Raw genomic sequence first — 17,007 nt, 5'->3', positions numbered from 1 at the left:
GCGATCGGCCGCCGCGGGGTATACCTAAACCCATGGGGCGCGTCGCTCGCCGCCCCGCAGGGACGCGAAAGGGGGAATTGGCGATGCGCGTGTTCAGAAACCTTCTCGCCACCGCCTACCTTCTGGCGGGCGCGGCGGTCGTCGGCGCGGCGGTCTGTCTGCTGACGGGCACCTGGGCCGATCGCGTCGAGGCCCTGCTCTCCACCTTCCCCGGCCGTATCGCCGCCTTCGTCGCGCTCGGCATTCTCGGGCTGGGCGTGCTGATAAACGTGATCGCCACCTACGTTCAGCGCGCCGAACCCGCCTGCGTGCACCCCGGGGGCGATCCTGCCATCGAGGTGAGCCTTGCGGCCATCACGTCGTCGGCGCGGCGCTCCGCGGAGGCCGACGACGTGCTGATCGAGTCGGTCACGGGCCGCATCGCGGGTCGCGACCGCGAGCGCGTTCGGCTGACCGTCGAGGCCATCGCCTTCCAAGACGAGGGGCTCGACCGCTTGGCCGAGCGGATGCGGGCGCGCGTGAGCGACGCCTGCGAGCGCCTGCTCGGCACGATCGATACCGAGGTGCGTGTGCGCTTTTTGCCGAGCAAGACCACGATTGTGACCAAGGAGGTCCCAGATGAGCAATAACGCGAGCTCCGATAGGCGCAAAGCGTCTGCGGCTCCCAAGCTGTCCATCGATCAGGCCCCCGTTGATGCCGAGGACTTCGAGCATCCCGAGGAGCCCAAGCGTGCGCGGCGCTCGATCGACGAGGATGCCATCGGCTTCATCAAGGGGCTTGGCGCCTCGGTGTGGGCGTACGCCGATTCGCATCACTACACGGTGCTCTATGGCTTTATCGGCTTCATCCTCGCCATCTTGATCCTGACGCTCGGCCTGTGGGCGACCATCGTCATCGCCGTCTTCGCGGGCGTCGGCGCCACGCTCGGCCAGATTCGCGATGGCGACAACGGCATCGTCAACTTCTTCAGACGTCTGTTCTCGGGCAAGCGCTAGGCGGCGCTCCCGCTCACGTACGCAAGGCTTCGCGGCGAGAACGTCGCGCAAACGAGAAGGGGGAGTATCCCATGACCGATGAGCTCAAGGTCGAGGTCGCACCTGACGACGAACTCGAGGCTACCGTATCCGAAGCGACCGATACGGCGGATGACGCCGCCGCAGACGGGATCGAGCTCGTCGAGGACGACGAGGACGACGAGGAGGACGAGGAGGACGAGGACCTCGACTCGGAGGACTCGCTCACCTACTCCAACGGCGTGATCGAGAAGATCGTCGCGATCGCGACGCGCGAGGCCGATCACGTGCTGGGCATGAAGGGCAACCTCATGCACTTCGTGCAGGAGACCCTCGGCGCCGAGAACCTTACCAAGGGCGTCTCGGTCGAGGTGACCGACGACAACCGCGTGATCGTCAACATCTCCGTGATCATCGAGTACGGCGCCTACGCGCCCGCCATCTTCGAGGACGTGAAGGCGCGCGTGACCGAGCGCCTGGAGGCCATGACGGGCCTCGAGGTCGCCGGCATCAACCTGCGCATTGAGGATGTCATGACGCGCGAGGAGTACGCTGCGAGCCACAAGCACGCGCAGGAGTCCGCGGAGTAGGCCGTCCTCGCGTTCATCTCGGTTCCAATTTGCTGATCTGTCCGGCGCGACGGAGCGGAAGACCCGCTTCGCCGCGCCGTTTTCATGTGGTGGGGCAGAGCGGCAGGTTGCTTGTGCTCCAGATTGGGGTATCTGAGGCTTGTCCGGGCAGGATCAGATAACCCTACTTCGCGAAGTGTGTGCGAGAAATCGGATTCGCTTTGTATACCGCTGCGGTGACAATTTCTATACCTGCTGTTTTACTGTAAGCGTGCGCCTGTCTACTCGGGAATCTCGAATCGAAGCGCTCACTTCGTAAAGCGTGCTATGGCTCGTCCCGATTGCTGTGTCCCATAGGCGCACGGTGGCGGTATCGGGTTTCGACTTGTTTGCGCGCCCCCTATTTTCGGGCGCGCGCTTGCATCTGCTAAAGCGCCCTGCTACTCTAACCGTTATGTTTACGGTTGCCGCACATATCGCGATGATGATGGTCATGGAGATGCCCTCGCCCGGGCACTTTGCCATGCCGAGCGATGTTCTCGCGCATGGGGAGACCGGGCGCCTTCGTTAGGTCGTCTCCGGCGGGAGGCGGCCCGCCTTCTTACCTCATCCATATCATCGAGCGGAGCCAATCCCGTGATAAGCATACAACACGTATACAAGACGTATGACCTGCCCAAAAAGGGCGCCGGACGCACGGCGCGCGCCACGGATGACGCCGTCGCGCTCGCGTCGGCGCAAAGCGGCAATCCCGTGATGGCCGCAGCCGCCGCGACGGCGGCGACGTCCGAGGCCGCGGCATCTCTCGCCGCCGCCGACGGCAAGGTCCATGCACTCGAGGACATCTGCCTCGACATCGCCGACGGCGACATCTTCGGCATCATCGGCATGAGCGGCGCGGGCAAGTCCACGCTCGTGCGCACCATCAACCTGCTCGAGCGGCCCACGAGCGGCTCCGTCGTCGTCGACGGAACCGATGTGACCGGGTTGTCCGGCGCCGCGCTGCGCAGCTACCGCCGCCGCGTCGCCATGATCTTCCAGAGCTTCGGCCTGCTGGCGCAAAAGACGGTCCTCGACAACGTGTGCTTCCCGTACCTTGCCGCAAATGGCAAGGTCACCACTGCCGATCGCGAGCGCGCGCTCGCCCTGCTCGACCGTGTGGGCCTGCGTGAGAAGGCAGCTTCGTATCCCTCCCAGCTTTCCGGCGGACAGCAGCAGCGCGTCGCCATAGCGCGTGCGCTCGCCTGCGAGCCTGAGGTCATCCTGTGCGACGAGGCCACCAGCGCCCTCGATCCCAAGAGCACGAACACGATCCTGAAGCTGCTGCGCGACATCAACCGCGAGACGGGCGTGACGCTGGTGGTCATCACCCATTCCATGGATGTCGTGCAGAAGATCTGCCGCAACGTCGCGGTGCTCGAGAGCGGGCGCGTGGTGGAGCAGGGGAGTGTGGAGCGCGTCTTTGCCGAGCCTAAGGCCGAGGCGACGCGCGTGCTGCTCGGAAAGGTGGAGTGGGATGCTTAACGAGTTTCTCTCCGAGTACGGTGCCCTGCTCGCCCAGGGCACGCTCGATACGTTCATCATGCTGTTTTTGTCCTGCGCGATCGCCTACGTGATCGGCATCGTGCTCGGCGTCATCCTGCATCTGACCGCACCCGGCGGCCTGCGCCCCGCGCCCGTCGCCAACGCCGTTTTGGGCTGGATCGTCAACATCGGCCGCTCGATGCCGTTCATCATCTTGCTCATCCTGCTCATCCCGGTGACGCGCACCGTGGCCGGAACCATCACCGGCGTGCGCGGCGTCATCGTTCCGCTCGTCGTCTCGACCGCGCCCTTCGTGGCGCGCATGATTGAGCAGTCGCTCGCCGAGGTTCCGCGCGACGCCGTCGAGGCCGCCGAGGCTTGTGGCGCGAGCGTGCCGCGCATCGTGTTCTCCGCACTGCTGCCCGAGGCCCTGCCCTCCATCGTCCGCGGCGTCGCGGTCACGCTCATCGCCGTGCTGGGCTATACGGCCATCGCCGGCGCGGTGGGCGCGGGCGGCTTGGGCGACATCGCCATTCGCTACGGTTACTATCGCTATCAAAGCGAGCTCATGATCATCACGGTCGTCTTGCTCGTGGTCGTGGTCCAGCTCATTCAGAGCGTCTGCGACCTCATCGCCCGCAAGGTCGACCACCGCTAGGGCGCATCGCGCCATCCAACCCTTTGGTTACCAACGAGATTCAAGAGAGGTTTCATCATGAACAACATCGCATCTTCCCAGATCACCCGTCGCCGCGCCCTCCAGATTGCCGCGGGTCTGAGTCTGGCCGGCCTGGCCGGTCTTGCCGGCTGCGGTTCCGAGGACGCAGGCGAGCAGGCTGCCGGCAGCACCGCTGGCGCGACCAAGCTGACCGTCGCCGCCTCCCCCTCGCCGCATGCCGAGATCCTGAACGACTACGCCAAGCCGCTGCTTGCCGAGCAGGGCATCGAGCTCGAGGTCAAGGAGTACACCGACTACATCATCCCCAACCAGGTCACGTCCTCCGGCGAGGTGGACGCCAACTACTTCCAGCACATCAACTACCTCAACAACTACAACGAGGAGAACGGTACCGACCTGGTGAACGCGGGCTCCATCCACTTCGAGCCCATGGGCGTGTTCTCCAACACCCTCGGCGACATCGCCGACGTGGCGGACGGCGCGAAGGTCTCGGTGCCCAACGACCCCACCAACGAGGGTCGCGCCCTGCTGCTTTTGCAGGATCTGGGCCTGATCACGTTGGCCGAGGACGCCGGCATCACCGCCGCCAAGAACGATATCGTGGACAACCCGCATAACCTCGACATCATCGAGCAGGAGGCGGCGATGCTGCCGAGCACCCTGGCCGATGTCGACCTCTCGGTGATCAACGGCAACTACGCCATCGATGCCGGCCTGTCCCTGAAAGACGCCATCGCCTCCGAGGACCCGCAGTCCGAGGTCATCCAGACCGAGTACGCCAACGTCATCTGCACCACGCCCGACCGCGAGGACAACGAGGCCATCCGGGCGCTCGTTGCCGTGCTCACGACCGATGACTTCAAGGCCTATCTGGACGAGACCTACGACGGCGCGGTGCTCGCGGCCTTCTAGTCATCTCGACTCCGGGTGCGTAACGCCCGCCGGGACGCCCGTCCGCTGCGCGACCTCAGCGCTCCGGACGGATGCGCCCGGCGGGCGTTTTTCGCACGATGTAGGCGATGTGGTCGCAGGAGCGGTAAGTTGCGCAATCTTCGTTGCGCGCATGCCGGTATAACAGAGGTGCAAACAGCCGATTACGCAACGCGGCCCTGCGCGCGCGGAAGCGGTCGGTAGCGTACAATAGCGGGACGTGTCGAGCGCCGCCTTGGCGTTCGCAAGTGAAAGGGGAGACCATGTTCTGCAATAAATGCGGTGCCCAGATGGAAGATACCGCGAAGTTCTGCCCTGCGTGCGGAGCTCCGAACGCCAAGCTGTCGCAGGAGGGTGCGACTGCCGAGCAGGCGCCCGGTGACGCCTCCGCTCCGGTGACGCCCATGACGCCTTCCACCTTCTACATGAAGGGCTGCCTCGCGCAGGCGTTCGAGGACATCACCAAGGTGCCCGGCGTCATGAAGCGCGTGCTGCAGATCGCGTTTTTGCCGGCGATCATCGCGCTCGTGTCGCTGCTCGTGCTCATCATCCCGATCATCGGCTGGGTTGCCTGCCCGATCGGCTTGGTGCTCTCGTGGATCGCGGGCATCTGCTGCAACGGCTACGCGATCGAGTGGGGCCGCGAGCTTTCGCGCGGCCGCGGCTTCGACACCAGCGGTACGATCCTGCGGACCTCGCTGTTCTCGCTCGGCTTCTTCAGCAGCTCGCTGTCGGGTGTCCTGTCGATCATCGCCCTGCTGCCCTCGCTCATCGCTCAGCTGCTCGTGCTGCTCGGCGGTGCCGCCGGCATCGGCGCGGTTGCGTACAGCTCCTACTCCTACGGCTATGAGGGCGCTGCGTCCGGCCTTTCCGGTGTGTTGCTCATCATCATGCTGCTGACGTTTGTGCTGAACGTCGCATCGTTTGCGCTCAGCATCCTGTTCACCATGTTCTCCGACGCCGCCGTCATGCATCTGGCCGTGACGGGTCGCGTGGAGTCCGCCTTCGCGTTCGGCAAGATCTGGAAGTCGTACAAAAAGCAGCTCGGCAAGCTGTTCTGTGCCTCGCTTCTTCCCGGTATCATCACCGGCGCCATCCTTGCGGTGGTCGTACTCATCCTGCTGGGCATCCTGATCGCCATCCTCGCCGGCGTCTCCCATAGCGGCGGCTTCTTCTCGGCGCTGTTCGGCGGCGGGATCGGCGCGATTCTGATCATCGCGCTCATCATCTTCGCGGTCGCGTTCGTGGGCGCGTTCACGAGCATGCTCAAGTACCGCGCCGTCGGCTACTGGGCGCAGCGCTATGCTCCCGAGTGGGTGCACGAGGGCGATACCGACTACGCGTTCAAGCTGCCCGGTGCCACCGGCACGGTCGATGCTGTCCTGTAGCGGCCGCACCTTCGAACGTCGTCGAGTTTACGCATTATAAGGAGCCATCATGTTTTGTCCCCAGTGCGGATCTTCCATCCAGGACGGAGCGTCGTTCTGCCCGAAGTGCGGTGCGTCGCTCGCGGGCGCTCCCGCTGCTCAGGCAGCGCCCCAGCAGCCCCAGGCGCAGCAGCCCCAGGCGCATGCGGCGCCCCAGCAGCCCCAGCCCCAGGCGGCGCCCCAGCAGCCGGGCGGATACGCCCAGCCGGGCGGCCCGTATGGCACGCCGACCGTCGTCAACGTCATGCCGCCGGTCAAGCAGACCAACGGCGTCGGCACGGCCGGTTTCGTGATCGCCCTGGTCGATATCTTCATCGGTTGGGTTCCCGTGCTCGGTTGGGTCCTGTGGCTGGTCGGCCTGGTCCTGTCGCTGATCGGCCTGGGCAAGCAGCCCCGCGGTCTGGCGATCGCCGGCACGATCCTGTCGCTGCTCGGCCTCATCCTGATCATCGGCGTCGCCGCATGCGTCGGCGTCGCCAGCGTCGCCTATATGTAGCCTCGCGCCTCGCAGGGCGCTGCCTTCATTGCGAACGGTGTGGGTAAAACGGGAGTCCAGATGGGCTCCCGTTTTGTTACGGGACGTGCGGGGAAAGTTGCGCAACACGTCCCGATGCCGTTGGGGCGATACTATGGCCAGCAGATAAGTCCGCGTCCGCGCGACGCGTTCGAGGGAAAGGTGCAATCATGTTCTGTCCTCATTGCGGTTCCCAGCAGCCTGATACCGCGACGTTTTGCGGCGTCTGCGGCAACCCCATCTCCGCGGCGGCCCCGTCGGCTGCGCCCTCGAGCGCGCCTGCGCAGGCCCCCGCGTTCCAGCCTGCGCCTCAGCCGGCGCCGGCGAGCATGCCGGTTACCGCTCCGAAGAAGCTGTCCTCGGCTGCACCGCTCGGTCGCCGCACCGCCGCGATGCTCACCGGTGCGCTCATCACGCTGATCACGATGTTCCAGGCTTGGTTCGACCTGCCTGTCGTCTCCAAGGCGTTCGACATGTTCGTGTCCTCCGCGGGTTCCACCGGTCAGTACATGGCGTCGTTCAAGAACGCTCTGAGCACGGGTCTTTCCGTTCCCGACCTGCCCAGCATCAGCAGAGCGCTCGGCGCGATGGCCGACTACATCAACCAGCTCATCCAGATGACCTACGGTTACGGCATGCAGGCCGACCCGACGATGCAGAGCGCCCAGCAGGTCGTGAATTCGTGCTCGATGGCGTCCTTCCTGCTGACGGCCCTGTTCGTCCTGTGGATCATCTGCCTGGTCGGCATCGTGGCGGGCGTCGTGCTGCGCGCCTTCAAGGGTATCGACGTCGTGCTGTTCTTCGCACTGGCAGCCACCGCGGTGCTCGCGCTCGTGTGCATCATCGCCGCCTTCGTGATCAACGGCATCATCGAGGGCGCGGTCAACGACCTCATGATGAGCGGGACGGCCGACGCATCCGCCATCGCCACCATGTCCGCTTTCAAGCCGTTCGTCTCGCCCGGTTTCGGTGCGATGCTCACGCTGCTCGCGGCCGCTGCGAGCGCGGTATGCGGCATCATGTTCAAGGACTGAGCCGGCGCTCTCCATCGCTTCAGCATGTGATGAGGCGCCCCGTTCCCGTGCGATTGCAGCGGGGACGGGGCGCCTTCGCGTGCGCGGCGACCGAGCGGTGCGGCCTAGTCTGCAAGGAAGTCGACGGCGTACCGGGCGGCAAGCGCGCAGCCGCGGGCGAGGACGCCCTCGTCGACGCGGTAGTAGCACGAGTGCTGCGGCCAGGTGGCGCCGACCTCGGGGTTGCGGCATCCCACGAAGGCGAGCACGCCGGGAACGTGCTGCAGGTACATCGAGAAGTCCTCGCCCGACAGCGTCCCGCGGTAGGAGGCCAGCGCGTCCTCGCCGAGCACGTCGACGACTGCCCGACGGCAGCGCGCGGCGGCGTCCTCGTCGTTGACGACGGCGGGGTGCGCGACGGTGTATTCGGTGAGTGAGGCCTCGGCGCCGAGAGCGGACGCGGTGCCCTGACAGATGCGCTCGATGAGGGCGGGCATGCGGTCGTGGGCCTCGGCGGAGTAGGTGCGGATGGTGCCGGTGAGGTAGGCGGACCCGGCGACGACGTTGCGTGCCGTTCCGCCATGGAGCTCGCCGATCGTGAGGACGGCGGGCTCGTAGGGCGACAGGTTGCGCGAGACGACGGTCTGCAGGGCGCAGACGATCTCGGCGGCCGCCACGATGGCGTCCGTTCCGCGTTCGGGCATGGCGCCGTGACAGGACGCGCCTTCGATGTCGATGCGGAACCAGTCGGTGTTGGCCATGCGGGGTCCGGGCTCGCAGGAGATCTTGCCAGCGTCGACCTCGCTCCACACGTGCAGGGCGAAGGCGCCGTCGACCCCGTCGAGCACGCCGGCGTCGATCATCATCTGGGCGCCGCTGCCGTTTTCCTCGGAGGGTTGGAACACCGCGCGGATCTCGCCGGAGAGCCGGTCGGTCAGGTGGGAGAGGACGCGCAGCGCCCCGAGGAGCATGGCGATGTGGCAGTCGTGGCCGCAGGCGTGCATGACGCCCTCGTTTTCGCTCGCGAAGTCCACGCCGGAGCGCTCGAGGACGGGCAGGGCGTCGATGTCGGCGCGCATGAGCAGGCGCCGGCGCGGCTGCCCGTCGGGTCCGTAGGCGCCTGCCGCCGTGCCGCGCAGCGTGGCGACCAGGCCGGTGGGCAGCGGGCGCTCGTAGGGGATGCCCATCGCCTCGAGCTCGCGCGCGATGTCGTCGGTGGTGCGGTACTCCTGCAGGCTGAGTTCGGGATGCCGATGGAAGTGGCGACGCTGCTCGATGAGATAGGGCTCCGTTGCGCCCACGAGCTTCTGGATGGTGGCGGTGATGTCCTCGGTTCCCATGGCATGTCCCCTTGGCGACGGTATGGCGGTACGGAGACATTGTACCGACGTGAAGGCCCGATGTGGGACGGGGTCGCCACGGGCTCTCCGATTGCAAAGAAACGACTGGCGTCATTTCACGTGTCGGCGCGCCGTCGCCCCCAGTTCGCGTACTTGCGGGTTGGGACTGAAGAAATCTAAGTGCCAAGAATTTAGATTTTTTGCCTTTGCGTTGTATAAGTCGATAGAGGTGGGTATTATTCTTGGCGTAGTTAAGGCAAGGGCCGCGGCGGACGCGTGTGCGCACCGCCCCGACCGAACGAAGGAGGAACCTAGCATGAGCCTTAAGCCGCTTGGAGACCGTGTTCTGATCAAGCCGGATGCAGCCGAGCAGAAGACCGCTTCCGGCCTGTACATCGCCAGCAACGCCCAGGAGAAGCCGCAGCGCGGCGAGGTCGTCGCCGTCGGCGCCGGCAAGGTCAACGACAAGGGCGAGCGTGTCCCCATGGACGTGAAGGTGGGCGATCACGTCATCTACGGCAAGTTCGGCGGCAACGAGATCAAGGTCGACGGCGAGGACTACCTCCTCATGCGCGCCGACGACATCTACGCGATCGTCGAGTAGCACGCGTTTTTCCAACGCTTCCGCTTGCTGAATCTTTCTTTGGAGGAATACACAATGGCTAAGAACATCACGTTCGATACCGACGCGCGCGCCAAACTCGCGAAGGGCGTCAACACCCTGGCCGACGCCGTCACCGTCACCATGGGCCCCAAGGGCCGCTACGTCGCCCTGCAGCGCTCCTACGGCGCTCCCACGATCACCAACGACGGCGTCTCCGTCGCCAAGGAGATCGAGCTCGAGGACAACATCGAGAACATGGGCGCTCAGCTGGTGAAGGAGGTCGCCACCAAGACCAACGACACCGTGGGTGACGGCACCACCACCGCGACCCTGCTCGCCCAGGCCATCGTCAACGACGGCCTGCGCAACGTGGCCGCCGGTGCCAACCCGCTGGCCATCCGCCGCGGCATCGACAAGGCCGTCAACGCCGCCGTCGAGGCCATGAAGGACCACGCGCAGCCGGTCGAGACCAAGGAGCAGATCGCTTCGGTCGGCACCATCTCCGCGGGCGACCCCAACGTCGGCGCCAAGATCTCCGACGCCATGGACGTCGTGGGCAAGGACGGCGTCATCACCGTCGAGGACGGCCAGACCTTCGACATCACCATCGACACCGTCGAGGGCATGCAGTTTGACAAGGGCTACGTCTCCGCGTACTTCGTCACCGACAACGATCGCATGGAGGCCACCCTCAAGGATCCCTACATCCTCATCACCGATCAGAAGATCTCCAACGTCCAGGACATCATGCCCGTGCTCGAGGCCGTGTCCCGCGCCGGCAAGGCCCTGCTGATCATCGCTGAGGACATCGACGGCGAGGCGCTGCCCACGCTCGTCCTCAACAAGATCCGCGGCGCCCTCAACGTCTGCGCCGTCAAGGCCCCCGGCTACGGCGATCGCCGCAAGCGCATGCTCGAGGACATCGCCGTGCTGACCGGCGGCCAGGCTGCCCTCGACGAGCTTGGCATCAAGGTTGCCGACATCACCGCCGATATGCTGGGCACCGCTAAGTCCGTGACCGTCTCCAAGGACAACACCACCATCGTCGACGGTGCGGGCTCCAAGGAGGCTATCGCCAACCGCGTCGCCCAGATCAAGGGCGAGCTGGAGCACACCGACTCCGAGTTCGACCGCGAGAAGCTCCAGGAGCGCCTCGCCAAGCTCTCCGGCGGCGTCGCCGTCATCAAGGTCGGCGCTGCGACCGAGACCGAGCTCAAGGAGATCAAGCACCGCGTCGAGGACGCCCTGCAGGCGACCCGCGCAGCCGTCGAGGAGGGCATCGTCGCCGGCGGCGGCGTGGCCTTCATGGACGCCATCCCTGCGCTCGACAGCATCGAGGTCGAGGATCCCGAGGAGCAGATCGGTATCGACATCATCAAGAAGGCGCTGACCGCTCCGGTCGCCACCATCGCCAAGAACGCTGGCTTCGAGGGCGCTGTCGTGGTCGACAAGGTCGCGTCCCTGCCTGCGGGCGAGGGCCTGAACTCCGCCAACGGCGAGTGGGGCAACATGATCGCCATGGGCGTGCTCGACCCGGTCAAGGTCACCCGCACCACGCTGCAGAACGCCGCTTCCGTCGCCTCGCTGATCCTCATCACCGAGGCCACCGTCACCGATGTCCCCAAGAACACCGCTCTTGAGGATGCCATCGCTGCCGCTTCCGCCGGTCAGCAGGGTGGCGGCATGTACTAAGCCGCAAAGGGGATAAACTCCCACCGGAGCGCCCCTCGGTGTCCCTTGCGAACGTCCTCGGCCTTACGGCCTGCGGAATGTTCGCGCGGGATCACCGAGGGGCGCTCCTGCGTTTACCCCCTTGTGACGGCGGGCGAGGAAGGGGTTCTTGCGAATCTCCTCGCCGTTACGGCGCTGCGGAATCGCTCAGGAGAGGGCCTTGGGGCCTTCCTGCGTTTACCCCCTTGTGAGCGGCGGGCGGTGAAGGGGGTGTCCCGGGCGTTGTCTTGGGTTGGGGCGTTGACGGGGATGCGCCAGCCACTGCTTGAATTGTCGCCTTGGCTCCATGCCGCCGGTGTTACCATGCCGTTGCATCTTGGGTCGCCTTGGGTTCGCAGGGAGGTTTGGCGGGCATGGCCGAGGAGTGGGACAAGCCGGAAGAGGGTACCTATGTGCGCGACGCGCAGGCGCGCGCGGCGCTGAAGGAGCGCGAGCGCAAAGAGGGATCTTCCGGAAAGCACCGCCGCATCAGCGAGGCGCCGGTCGTCGCCGATGTCGTCGCCGAGGTCGAGCATCTGCGCAGCCTTCGCCGCCGCCGTATCGTCCGCCGCGCCATCACCTTGTGCTTCGTGATCGTCTCGGCGCTGCTGCAGGCCTATGCCATCCAGGTGTTCGTGCAGCCCGCCGGCCTGCTGTCGAGCGGATTCACCGGACTCGCCATCCTCATCGACCGCATCACCTCGCTGTTCGGCTTCAGCTTCCCGACGTTTGTGGGCATGGTGGTGCTCAACATTCCCGTGGCCATCGTTTGCTGGAAGAGCATCAGCAAGCGCTTCGTCATCTTCTCGATGATTCAGGTCTTCCTCGCCAGTTTCTTCTTGAGCCAGATGCGCTTCGAGCCGATGCTCAACGAGCCGGTGCTGCTCGTGGTGTTCGGCGGGTTCATCTACGGCCTGTCGATTGCCATCGCGCTGCGCGGCGGCGCCTCGACCGCGGGCACCGACTTCATCTCGCTCATGGTCTCCAACAAGACGGGCAAGTCCATCTGGGGGCTCGTGTTCGCGGGCAACTGCGTGGTGCTGCTGATCTTCGGCTCCCTGTTCGGATGGACCGCCGCCGCCTACTCCATCATCTTCCAGTTCATCTCGACCAAGACGATCGAGATGTTCTATCACCGCTACGATCGCATGACCTTGCAGATCACCACGACCAAGCCCGACGACATCCTCGAGGCCTATCACGATGCGTTCAAGCACGGCTCGTCGTGCTACGAGATGATCGGCGGCTACAGCCGCAAGACGTTCTGGCGCATCGAGACCGTCGTGTCGTCCTACGAGGTGGGCGAGATCGTGGCGCTCGTGCGCGCGCACGACGACCGCGCGGTCATCAACGTCTTCCGCACGGAAAGCTTCTACGGCCGCTTCTATCGCGGGCCGGTCGACTAGCACGCGACGTCGCGCCTGCGCGTTCGCACCGCGACCGCATGAGCCTTCGGCGCGATTTGGCGCTTTGCCGTGTGACGTGCGGCCATTCCCGCTAAAATAAAACGGTTGCACAGGAGGGGCCCCAAAGGCCTTCAGCATCTGCATAGGGAGAGCCGCATGGCGCAACAGCACGATCTGTTTGACGACATCATCGACATCAGCAAGGGCCTGAGCGCCCTGAAGAACCCCCTGGGCGGCGTCACCGACGCGCTCATGGGAGGCGAGGGCGACGGCGCGCCGCACTGGAACCCGGCTGACTACAAGGACAAGCCGCGCGCGAACTCCATCCCGTGCCTGGTGTGCAACTACGAGAAGAGCAGCTGCACGGCGTGCATGGACGCCTGCCCGGTGAACGCCATCGAGATCGAGGACTTCAGCATCGATATCAAGGACAGCTGCCGCAAGTGCGGCCTGTGCGTGAGCGTGTGCCCCACCGAGGCCTTCGTGACGCCGCGCCTGACGCCCAAGAAACTCTACGACGCCATCGCCGGCGCCGCGGCGGCGTACAACACGGCATATGTGACCTGTACCCGCGCTTTGCGCCGGATGCCGCGCGAAAACGAGGTCGTGGTCGCGTGCATCGGTGACGTTCCGCCCGAGGTGTGGTTCTCGGTCATGGCGGACTATCCCAACGTGAGCGTCTACCTGCCGCTCGACATCTGCGAGCGCTGCCGCACCACCACCGGCGAGGAGGTCCTGGGCGACTCGATCGCCACCGCCGAGGAGTGGGCGGGCACCGGTTTGGGCCTTGAGGTCGATGCCAAGCAGCTCAAATGCGTGAAGCGCCGTGAATATGAGCGCAAGGAGTTCATGGACAACATCATGAAGACGACCGGCCTGGCGGTGAGCAAGCTCAACCCGGCAACCGCCGCCGTCGCCTCGGTCACGCAGCGCCTGCGCGACCACTCCAAGAAGATCAGCGAGCTCGAAAAGACGCTCAAGGCGGCATGCGGCACCACGACGCAGAAGCGTCGCCGCCTGCTCATCCAGCGCCGGCAGCTCGTGCTGTCCACCCTGCAGGAGCATCCCGAGCTTGCGAAGAACATCCAGGTGAGCACGCCCGAATGCGACTTCGAGAAGTGCACGGCGTGTGGGGACTGCGTCAAGAAGTGCCCCACGCACGCGACCGATCTGCTGGGGTCGGGCCGCTTCACGGTGGAGCCGGCGTACTGCGTGGGCTGCGGCCTGTGCGTCGAGGTCTGCGAGGAGCACGCCCTCAAGATGGTCGAGCACGATGCGAGCGACCTGGTCATGGCCGATCCCGATGCGCAGAAGAAGGCTGCCGACGCCGCGAAGACGCGCGCCGAGATCGCCAAGACCAAGGAGGAGGGCAAGAAGGTCCTCACCAAGGTGCTCGATTCCGTGGAGAAGATGGCCGAGTAGGCCGCCATCCCGTGCGACGCGCCGCGTCGCTACGATAGGTGCAGATGAGATGGCCGCATCCTCAAGCGAGGCGGCCCGAAGATAGAAAGCGAGCGATTCATGGCACTGTCAATCGGCATCGTGGGCCTGCCCAACGTGGGCAAGTCGACGCTCTTTACCGCGCTTACCAAGAAGGGCGGCCTTGCGGCGAACTACCCGTTTGCCACGATCGATCCCAACGTGGGAATCGTGGACGTGCCCGACGACCGCCTGGGCAAGCTGGCCGAGATCGTCCACCCTGGCCGCATCGTGCCCGCGACGGTTGAGTTCGTGGACATCGCCGGCCTCGTCAAGGGCGCCAACGAGGGCGAGGGCCTGGGCAACCAGTTCTTGGCCAACATTCGCGAGACCGACGCCATCTGCGAGGTCGTGCGCTACTTCAAAGACCCCAACGTCATGCGCGAGGTCGGCCGCACGGGCGACTTCGTGGACCCGGCGGGCGACGCCGAGACCATCATGACCGAGCTCATCCTGGCCGACATCCAGACGCTTGAGAAGCAGCTGCCCAAGCTGGAGAAGGAGGCCAAGCGCGACCACGACCTCGTGCCGAAGCTCGAGATCGCCAAGCGCCTGGTCGCCTGGCTGAACGAGGGCAACCGCGCCGCCGCGCTCGACATGACCGACGAGGAGCGCGCCGCCGCCAAGGGCCTCTTCCTGCTCACCATGAAGCCGATTCTGTACGTCGCCAACGTGGACGAGGACATGCTCGGGGAGGAGCTCGCGCCCATCGACGGCGTGACCCCCATCCCCATCTGCGCCAAGGTCGAGGCCGAGCTGTCCGAGCTCGACCCTGAGGAAGCTGCCGAGTACCTGGAGACGCTGGGGCTCGAGCGCCCGGGCCTGGAGGTGCTCGCCCAGGCCGCCTACAAGCTGCTCGGCCTGCAGTCGTTCTTCACGGCGGGCGAGATGGAGGTCAAGGCGTGGACGGTGCGCCAGGGCGCCACGGCTCCTCAGGCCGCCGGCGTCATCCACACCGACTTCGAGCGCGGCTTCATCAAGGCCGAGGTCATCAGCTATGACGATTACATCGAGCTCGGGGGCGAGCAGGGCGCCAAGGCCGCCGGCAAGCTCCGCATGGAGGGCAAGGAGTATGTCATGGCAGATGGCGACGTGGTGCACTTCCGCTTTAACGTGTAAGGTGGGGCGAGTCGTTCGTATCCGTTTCGCAAACGCTGCGCGCATCGGCTGTCCCGCGCGCGCATAAAGGAGCTACCTGCAATGTCCTCTCTGTCTATGTTCAAATACGGAAAGAAGGCGGGCTACCTCGGCATCGCCACCATCGTGCTCGCGCTCATTCCGGTCGTCATCGCGCTCGTGCTCGTCCCGGGGCTTCCCGATGAGGTTCCCATGCGCTTCGATGCCAGCGGCGCGGTCACGCGGTACGGCAGCAAGTTTGAGATGCTGATTCCGGCGGCGATGTCGGTCGCGTTCGGTTTTGGCATCTACGTGCAGACGGCGCGCAAGGCCGCCGAGCACGCCAAGGACTCCATGACCATGGCCGTGAGCCTGGCCGAGCGCTTCCTGCGCAGCGGCGTCATCACCACCGCGGTCATCAACGTGGCCAATGCCTACCTGCTGTACATGGTGCTGACGGGTACGAACCCGCTCGTGTTCTAGCCCGGGGACCTCGTCTTGCGAGGTCCGTGAAATCAGATCAGGCGTCTATGCACAGGGGCCCGCACGCGCGCGGGCCCCTGTGCATAGACGCCTGATTCGATGGAGCGCTCGCAAAAAACTAAGCGGTCGGCAGGCGGTCGTAGTTGACCGGCTGGTAGAACAGCTCCTCGATACGGGTGGGGTCGCTTGTCTGGCCGCGCGCCCACATCGTCTTGGCGACGAGCGCCTCGGTGGTCATGTCGTCGCCCTTGAGGATGCCGGGGTGCTCCGCATAGGCGCGTCCGACCTCGTAGACGCCCAGATCGAGGCCCTCTTCGGGCACCTGCGTGGTGATGACCATCGTGCGGCCGGAGTCCACCCAATCAAAGATCGCCTGCTTAAAGGTGAGGGCGCCGGGTGTGGTGCGCTCGTAGTCGGGGATGCCGCCGATGCCGAACGTCTCGAGGATGATGGCGTCGTAGCGCGGTTTGAGCAGCTCGAAGACCTCCGGCTCGATCCCCGGGGTGAGCTTGAGCACGAAGACGCGCTCATCGAGCTCATCGAAGAAGTGCGGGCAGTCGATGGAGGCCTTCGGCAGCATCACGCCGTGGGCGCGCGCGAGCGCATCGCCGCTGCGGATGATGCGGTCGTTGCGCACGTAGGCCAGCGACGGGTAGTTGACGCTTTTGAACGCGTTGAAGCTCATGGTGCGCTGCTTGCGTCCGCGCGTGCCGGCGATCACGGCGCCGTTGAACACGATGACCACGTCGTGGCTGCGTTCGTCCACGGCGTAGACGATGCTTTGGAACACGTTGAGCTTGGCGTCGGTAAACGAATCGCCCATGGGCTTCTGCGAGCCGGTGAGCACGATGGGCTTGGGGCTGTCCTGGATGAGGTAGGAGAGCGCCGCGGCGGTGTAGGCCATGGTGTCGGTGCCGTGGAGCACCACGAAGCCGTCGTACTCGTCGTAGGCCTCGACGATGGCGCGCGCGATGCGCCGCCAGTCGCGCGGGCGCATGTTGGTGCTGTCGATGTTCATGAGCTGCTGCACGCCGATATGGGCGAGGTTCGCGATCTCGGGCACGGCACGGGCCAGGTCGTCGCCGGTGAGCGTGGGCGAGAGGCCGTGGCCGTCCTCGGCGGAGGCGATGGTGCCGCCGGTGGCAAGAAGCAGAATCTTTTTCATCGCGCACCCCTCGTTCGTTTGCGGACCGATTCGC

At 65.4% G+C, this 17,007-nt stretch carries 17 protein-coding genes; 15 read left to right on the top strand and 2 right to left on the bottom strand.

Going from position 1 to position 17,007, the window contains the following annotated elements; all coding sequences use genetic code 11:
• Positions 1–83: 83 nt before the first annotated feature.
• From QUW00_RS07675 to QUW00_RS07635, 9 genes are all read left to right on the top strand, one after another.
• On the top strand, positions 84–629 hold the full coding sequence (locus QUW00_RS07675) for a hypothetical protein (protein ID WP_289613796.1): 546 nt from the start codon (positions 84–86) through the stop codon (positions 627–629).
• On the top strand, positions 619–996 hold the full coding sequence (locus QUW00_RS07670) for a DUF2273 domain-containing protein (protein WP_289613795.1): 378 nt from the start codon (positions 619–621) through the stop codon (positions 994–996). Before QUW00_RS07675 ends, QUW00_RS07670 begins: the two co-directional genes overlap by 11 nt.
• A 71-nt stretch (positions 997–1,067) precedes the next feature.
• Positions 1,068–1,604, top strand: coding sequence for an Asp23/Gls24 family envelope stress response protein (locus tag QUW00_RS07665; RefSeq protein ID WP_289613794.1), 537 nt, complete (start codon positions 1,068–1,070; stop codon positions 1,602–1,604).
• A gap of 615 nt (positions 1,605–2,219) precedes the next feature.
• Positions 2,220–3,107: a methionine ABC transporter ATP-binding protein gene (locus QUW00_RS07660; RefSeq protein ID WP_289613793.1), complete on the top strand. Its 888-nt coding sequence runs from the start codon at positions 2,220–2,222 to the stop codon at positions 3,105–3,107.
• Positions 3,100–3,765 (top strand): methionine ABC transporter permease, encoded by a 666-nt coding sequence (locus QUW00_RS07655; protein WP_289613792.1) that lies wholly within the window; start codon positions 3,100–3,102, stop codon positions 3,763–3,765. Before QUW00_RS07660 ends, QUW00_RS07655 begins: the two co-directional genes overlap by 8 nt.
• A gap of 57 nt (positions 3,766–3,822) precedes the next feature.
• Positions 3,823–4,698 (top strand): MetQ/NlpA family ABC transporter substrate-binding protein, encoded by an 876-nt coding sequence (locus tag QUW00_RS07650; RefSeq protein ID WP_289613791.1) that lies wholly within the window; start codon positions 3,823–3,825, stop codon positions 4,696–4,698.
• Positions 4,699–4,979: 281 nt separating this feature from the next.
• Positions 4,980–6,104 carry a DUF4013 domain-containing protein gene (locus QUW00_RS07645; RefSeq protein ID WP_289613790.1) on the top strand — a complete coding sequence of 375 codons (1,125 nt, stop codon included), beginning with the start codon at positions 4,980–4,982 and terminating at the stop codon, positions 6,102–6,104.
• Positions 6,105–6,153: 49 nt separating this feature from the next.
• A complete protein-coding gene (locus QUW00_RS07640; RefSeq protein WP_289613789.1) occupies positions 6,154–6,639 on the top strand; it encodes a zinc ribbon domain-containing protein in 486 nt (161 codons plus the stop codon).
• A gap of 188 nt (positions 6,640–6,827) precedes the next feature.
• A complete protein-coding gene (locus QUW00_RS07635) occupies positions 6,828–7,691 on the top strand; it encodes a zinc ribbon domain-containing protein (RefSeq protein WP_289613788.1) in 864 nt (287 codons plus the stop codon).
• Between the two features lie 104 nt (positions 7,692–7,795).
• On the opposite strand, the gene QUW00_RS07630 is transcribed toward QUW00_RS07635, so the two are convergent.
• A complete protein-coding gene (locus QUW00_RS07630; RefSeq protein WP_289613787.1) occupies positions 7,796–9,010 on the bottom strand; it encodes an amidohydrolase in 1,215 nt (404 codons plus the stop codon).
• A gap of 316 nt (positions 9,011–9,326) precedes the next feature.
• On the opposite strand from QUW00_RS07630, the gene groES reads away from it, so the two are divergent.
• The 6 genes from groES to QUW00_RS07600 all read left to right on the top strand — a co-directional run bounded on the left by groES (position 9,327) and on the right by QUW00_RS07600 (position 15,808).
• Positions 9,327–9,614, top strand: a complete 288-nt coding sequence (gene groES, locus QUW00_RS07625) for a co-chaperone GroES (RefSeq protein ID WP_289613786.1) — start codon at positions 9,327–9,329, stop codon at positions 9,612–9,614.
• A gap of 54 nt (positions 9,615–9,668) precedes the next feature.
• Complete coding sequence (gene groL / locus QUW00_RS07620; RefSeq protein ID WP_289613785.1) at positions 9,669–11,306, top strand: chaperonin GroEL; 1,638 nt, start codon at positions 9,669–9,671, stop codon at positions 11,304–11,306.
• Positions 11,307–11,698: 392 nt separating this feature from the next.
• A complete protein-coding gene (locus QUW00_RS07615) occupies positions 11,699–12,730 on the top strand; it encodes a YitT family protein (protein ID WP_289613784.1) in 1,032 nt (343 codons plus the stop codon).
• Between the two features lie 156 nt (positions 12,731–12,886).
• On the top strand, positions 12,887–14,152 hold the full coding sequence (locus QUW00_RS07610; RefSeq protein ID WP_289613783.1) for a 4Fe-4S binding protein: 1,266 nt from the start codon (positions 12,887–12,889) through the stop codon (positions 14,150–14,152).
• A gap of 99 nt (positions 14,153–14,251) precedes the next feature.
• Positions 14,252–15,328, top strand: coding sequence for a redox-regulated ATPase YchF (ychF, locus tag QUW00_RS07605; protein ID WP_289613782.1), 1,077 nt, complete (start codon positions 14,252–14,254; stop codon positions 15,326–15,328).
• 81 nt (positions 15,329–15,409) lie between these two features.
• Positions 15,410–15,808 (top strand): DUF1648 domain-containing protein, encoded by a 399-nt coding sequence (locus QUW00_RS07600; RefSeq protein ID WP_289613781.1) that lies wholly within the window; start codon positions 15,410–15,412, stop codon positions 15,806–15,808.
• Positions 15,809–15,926: 118 nt separating this feature from the next.
• On the opposite strand, the gene QUW00_RS07595 is transcribed toward QUW00_RS07600, so the two are convergent.
• Positions 15,927–16,973: an asparaginase gene (locus tag QUW00_RS07595; protein ID WP_289613780.1), complete on the bottom strand. Its 1,047-nt coding sequence runs from the start codon at positions 16,971–16,973 to the stop codon at positions 15,927–15,929.
• Between the last annotated feature and the right edge of the window lie 34 nt (positions 16,974–17,007).

The organism is Collinsella tanakaei (assembly GCF_030373545.1).
Classification (GTDB): domain Bacteria; phylum Actinomycetota; class Coriobacteriia; order Coriobacteriales; family Coriobacteriaceae; genus Collinsella; species Collinsella tanakaei_C.
This window is presented reverse-complemented; position numbering and strand designations above follow the sequence as displayed.

What these genes read in the sequence shown, in the direction of transcription:
- QUW00_RS07595 (WP_289613780.1), bottom strand. Translation starts at nt 16,973, where the DNA reads ATGAAAAAGATTCTGCTTCTTGCCACCGGCGGCACCATCGCCTCCGCC.
- QUW00_RS07630 (WP_289613787.1), bottom strand. Translation starts at nt 9,010, where the DNA reads ATGGGAACCGAGGACATCACCGCCACCATCCAGAAGCTCGTGGGCGCA.
- QUW00_RS07610 (WP_289613783.1), top strand. Translation starts at nt 12,887, where the DNA reads ATGGCGCAACAGCACGATCTGTTTGACGACATCATCGACATCAGCAAG.
- ychF (WP_289613782.1), top strand. Translation starts at nt 14,252, where the DNA reads ATGGCACTGTCAATCGGCATCGTGGGCCTGCCCAACGTGGGCAAGTCG.
- QUW00_RS07635 (WP_289613788.1), top strand. Translation starts at nt 6,828, where the DNA reads ATGTTCTGTCCTCATTGCGGTTCCCAGCAGCCTGATACCGCGACGTTT.
- QUW00_RS07655 (WP_289613792.1), top strand. Translation starts at nt 3,100, where the DNA reads ATGCTTAACGAGTTTCTCTCCGAGTACGGTGCCCTGCTCGCCCAGGGC.
- QUW00_RS07675 (WP_289613796.1), top strand. Translation starts at nt 84, where the DNA reads ATGCGCGTGTTCAGAAACCTTCTCGCCACCGCCTACCTTCTGGCGGGC.
- QUW00_RS07670 (WP_289613795.1), top strand. Translation starts at nt 619, where the DNA reads ATGAGCAATAACGCGAGCTCCGATAGGCGCAAAGCGTCTGCGGCTCCC.
- QUW00_RS07645 (WP_289613790.1), top strand. Translation starts at nt 4,980, where the DNA reads ATGTTCTGCAATAAATGCGGTGCCCAGATGGAAGATACCGCGAAGTTC.
- groL (WP_289613785.1), top strand. Translation starts at nt 9,669, where the DNA reads ATGGCTAAGAACATCACGTTCGATACCGACGCGCGCGCCAAACTCGCG.
- groES (WP_289613786.1), top strand. Translation starts at nt 9,327, where the DNA reads ATGAGCCTTAAGCCGCTTGGAGACCGTGTTCTGATCAAGCCGGATGCA.
- QUW00_RS07600 (WP_289613781.1), top strand. Translation starts at nt 15,410, where the DNA reads ATGTCCTCTCTGTCTATGTTCAAATACGGAAAGAAGGCGGGCTACCTC.
- QUW00_RS07640 (WP_289613789.1), top strand. Translation starts at nt 6,154, where the DNA reads ATGTTTTGTCCCCAGTGCGGATCTTCCATCCAGGACGGAGCGTCGTTC.
- QUW00_RS07665 (WP_289613794.1), top strand. Translation starts at nt 1,068, where the DNA reads ATGACCGATGAGCTCAAGGTCGAGGTCGCACCTGACGACGAACTCGAG.
- QUW00_RS07615 (WP_289613784.1), top strand. Translation starts at nt 11,699, where the DNA reads ATGGCCGAGGAGTGGGACAAGCCGGAAGAGGGTACCTATGTGCGCGAC.
- QUW00_RS07650 (WP_289613791.1), top strand. Translation starts at nt 3,823, where the DNA reads ATGAACAACATCGCATCTTCCCAGATCACCCGTCGCCGCGCCCTCCAG.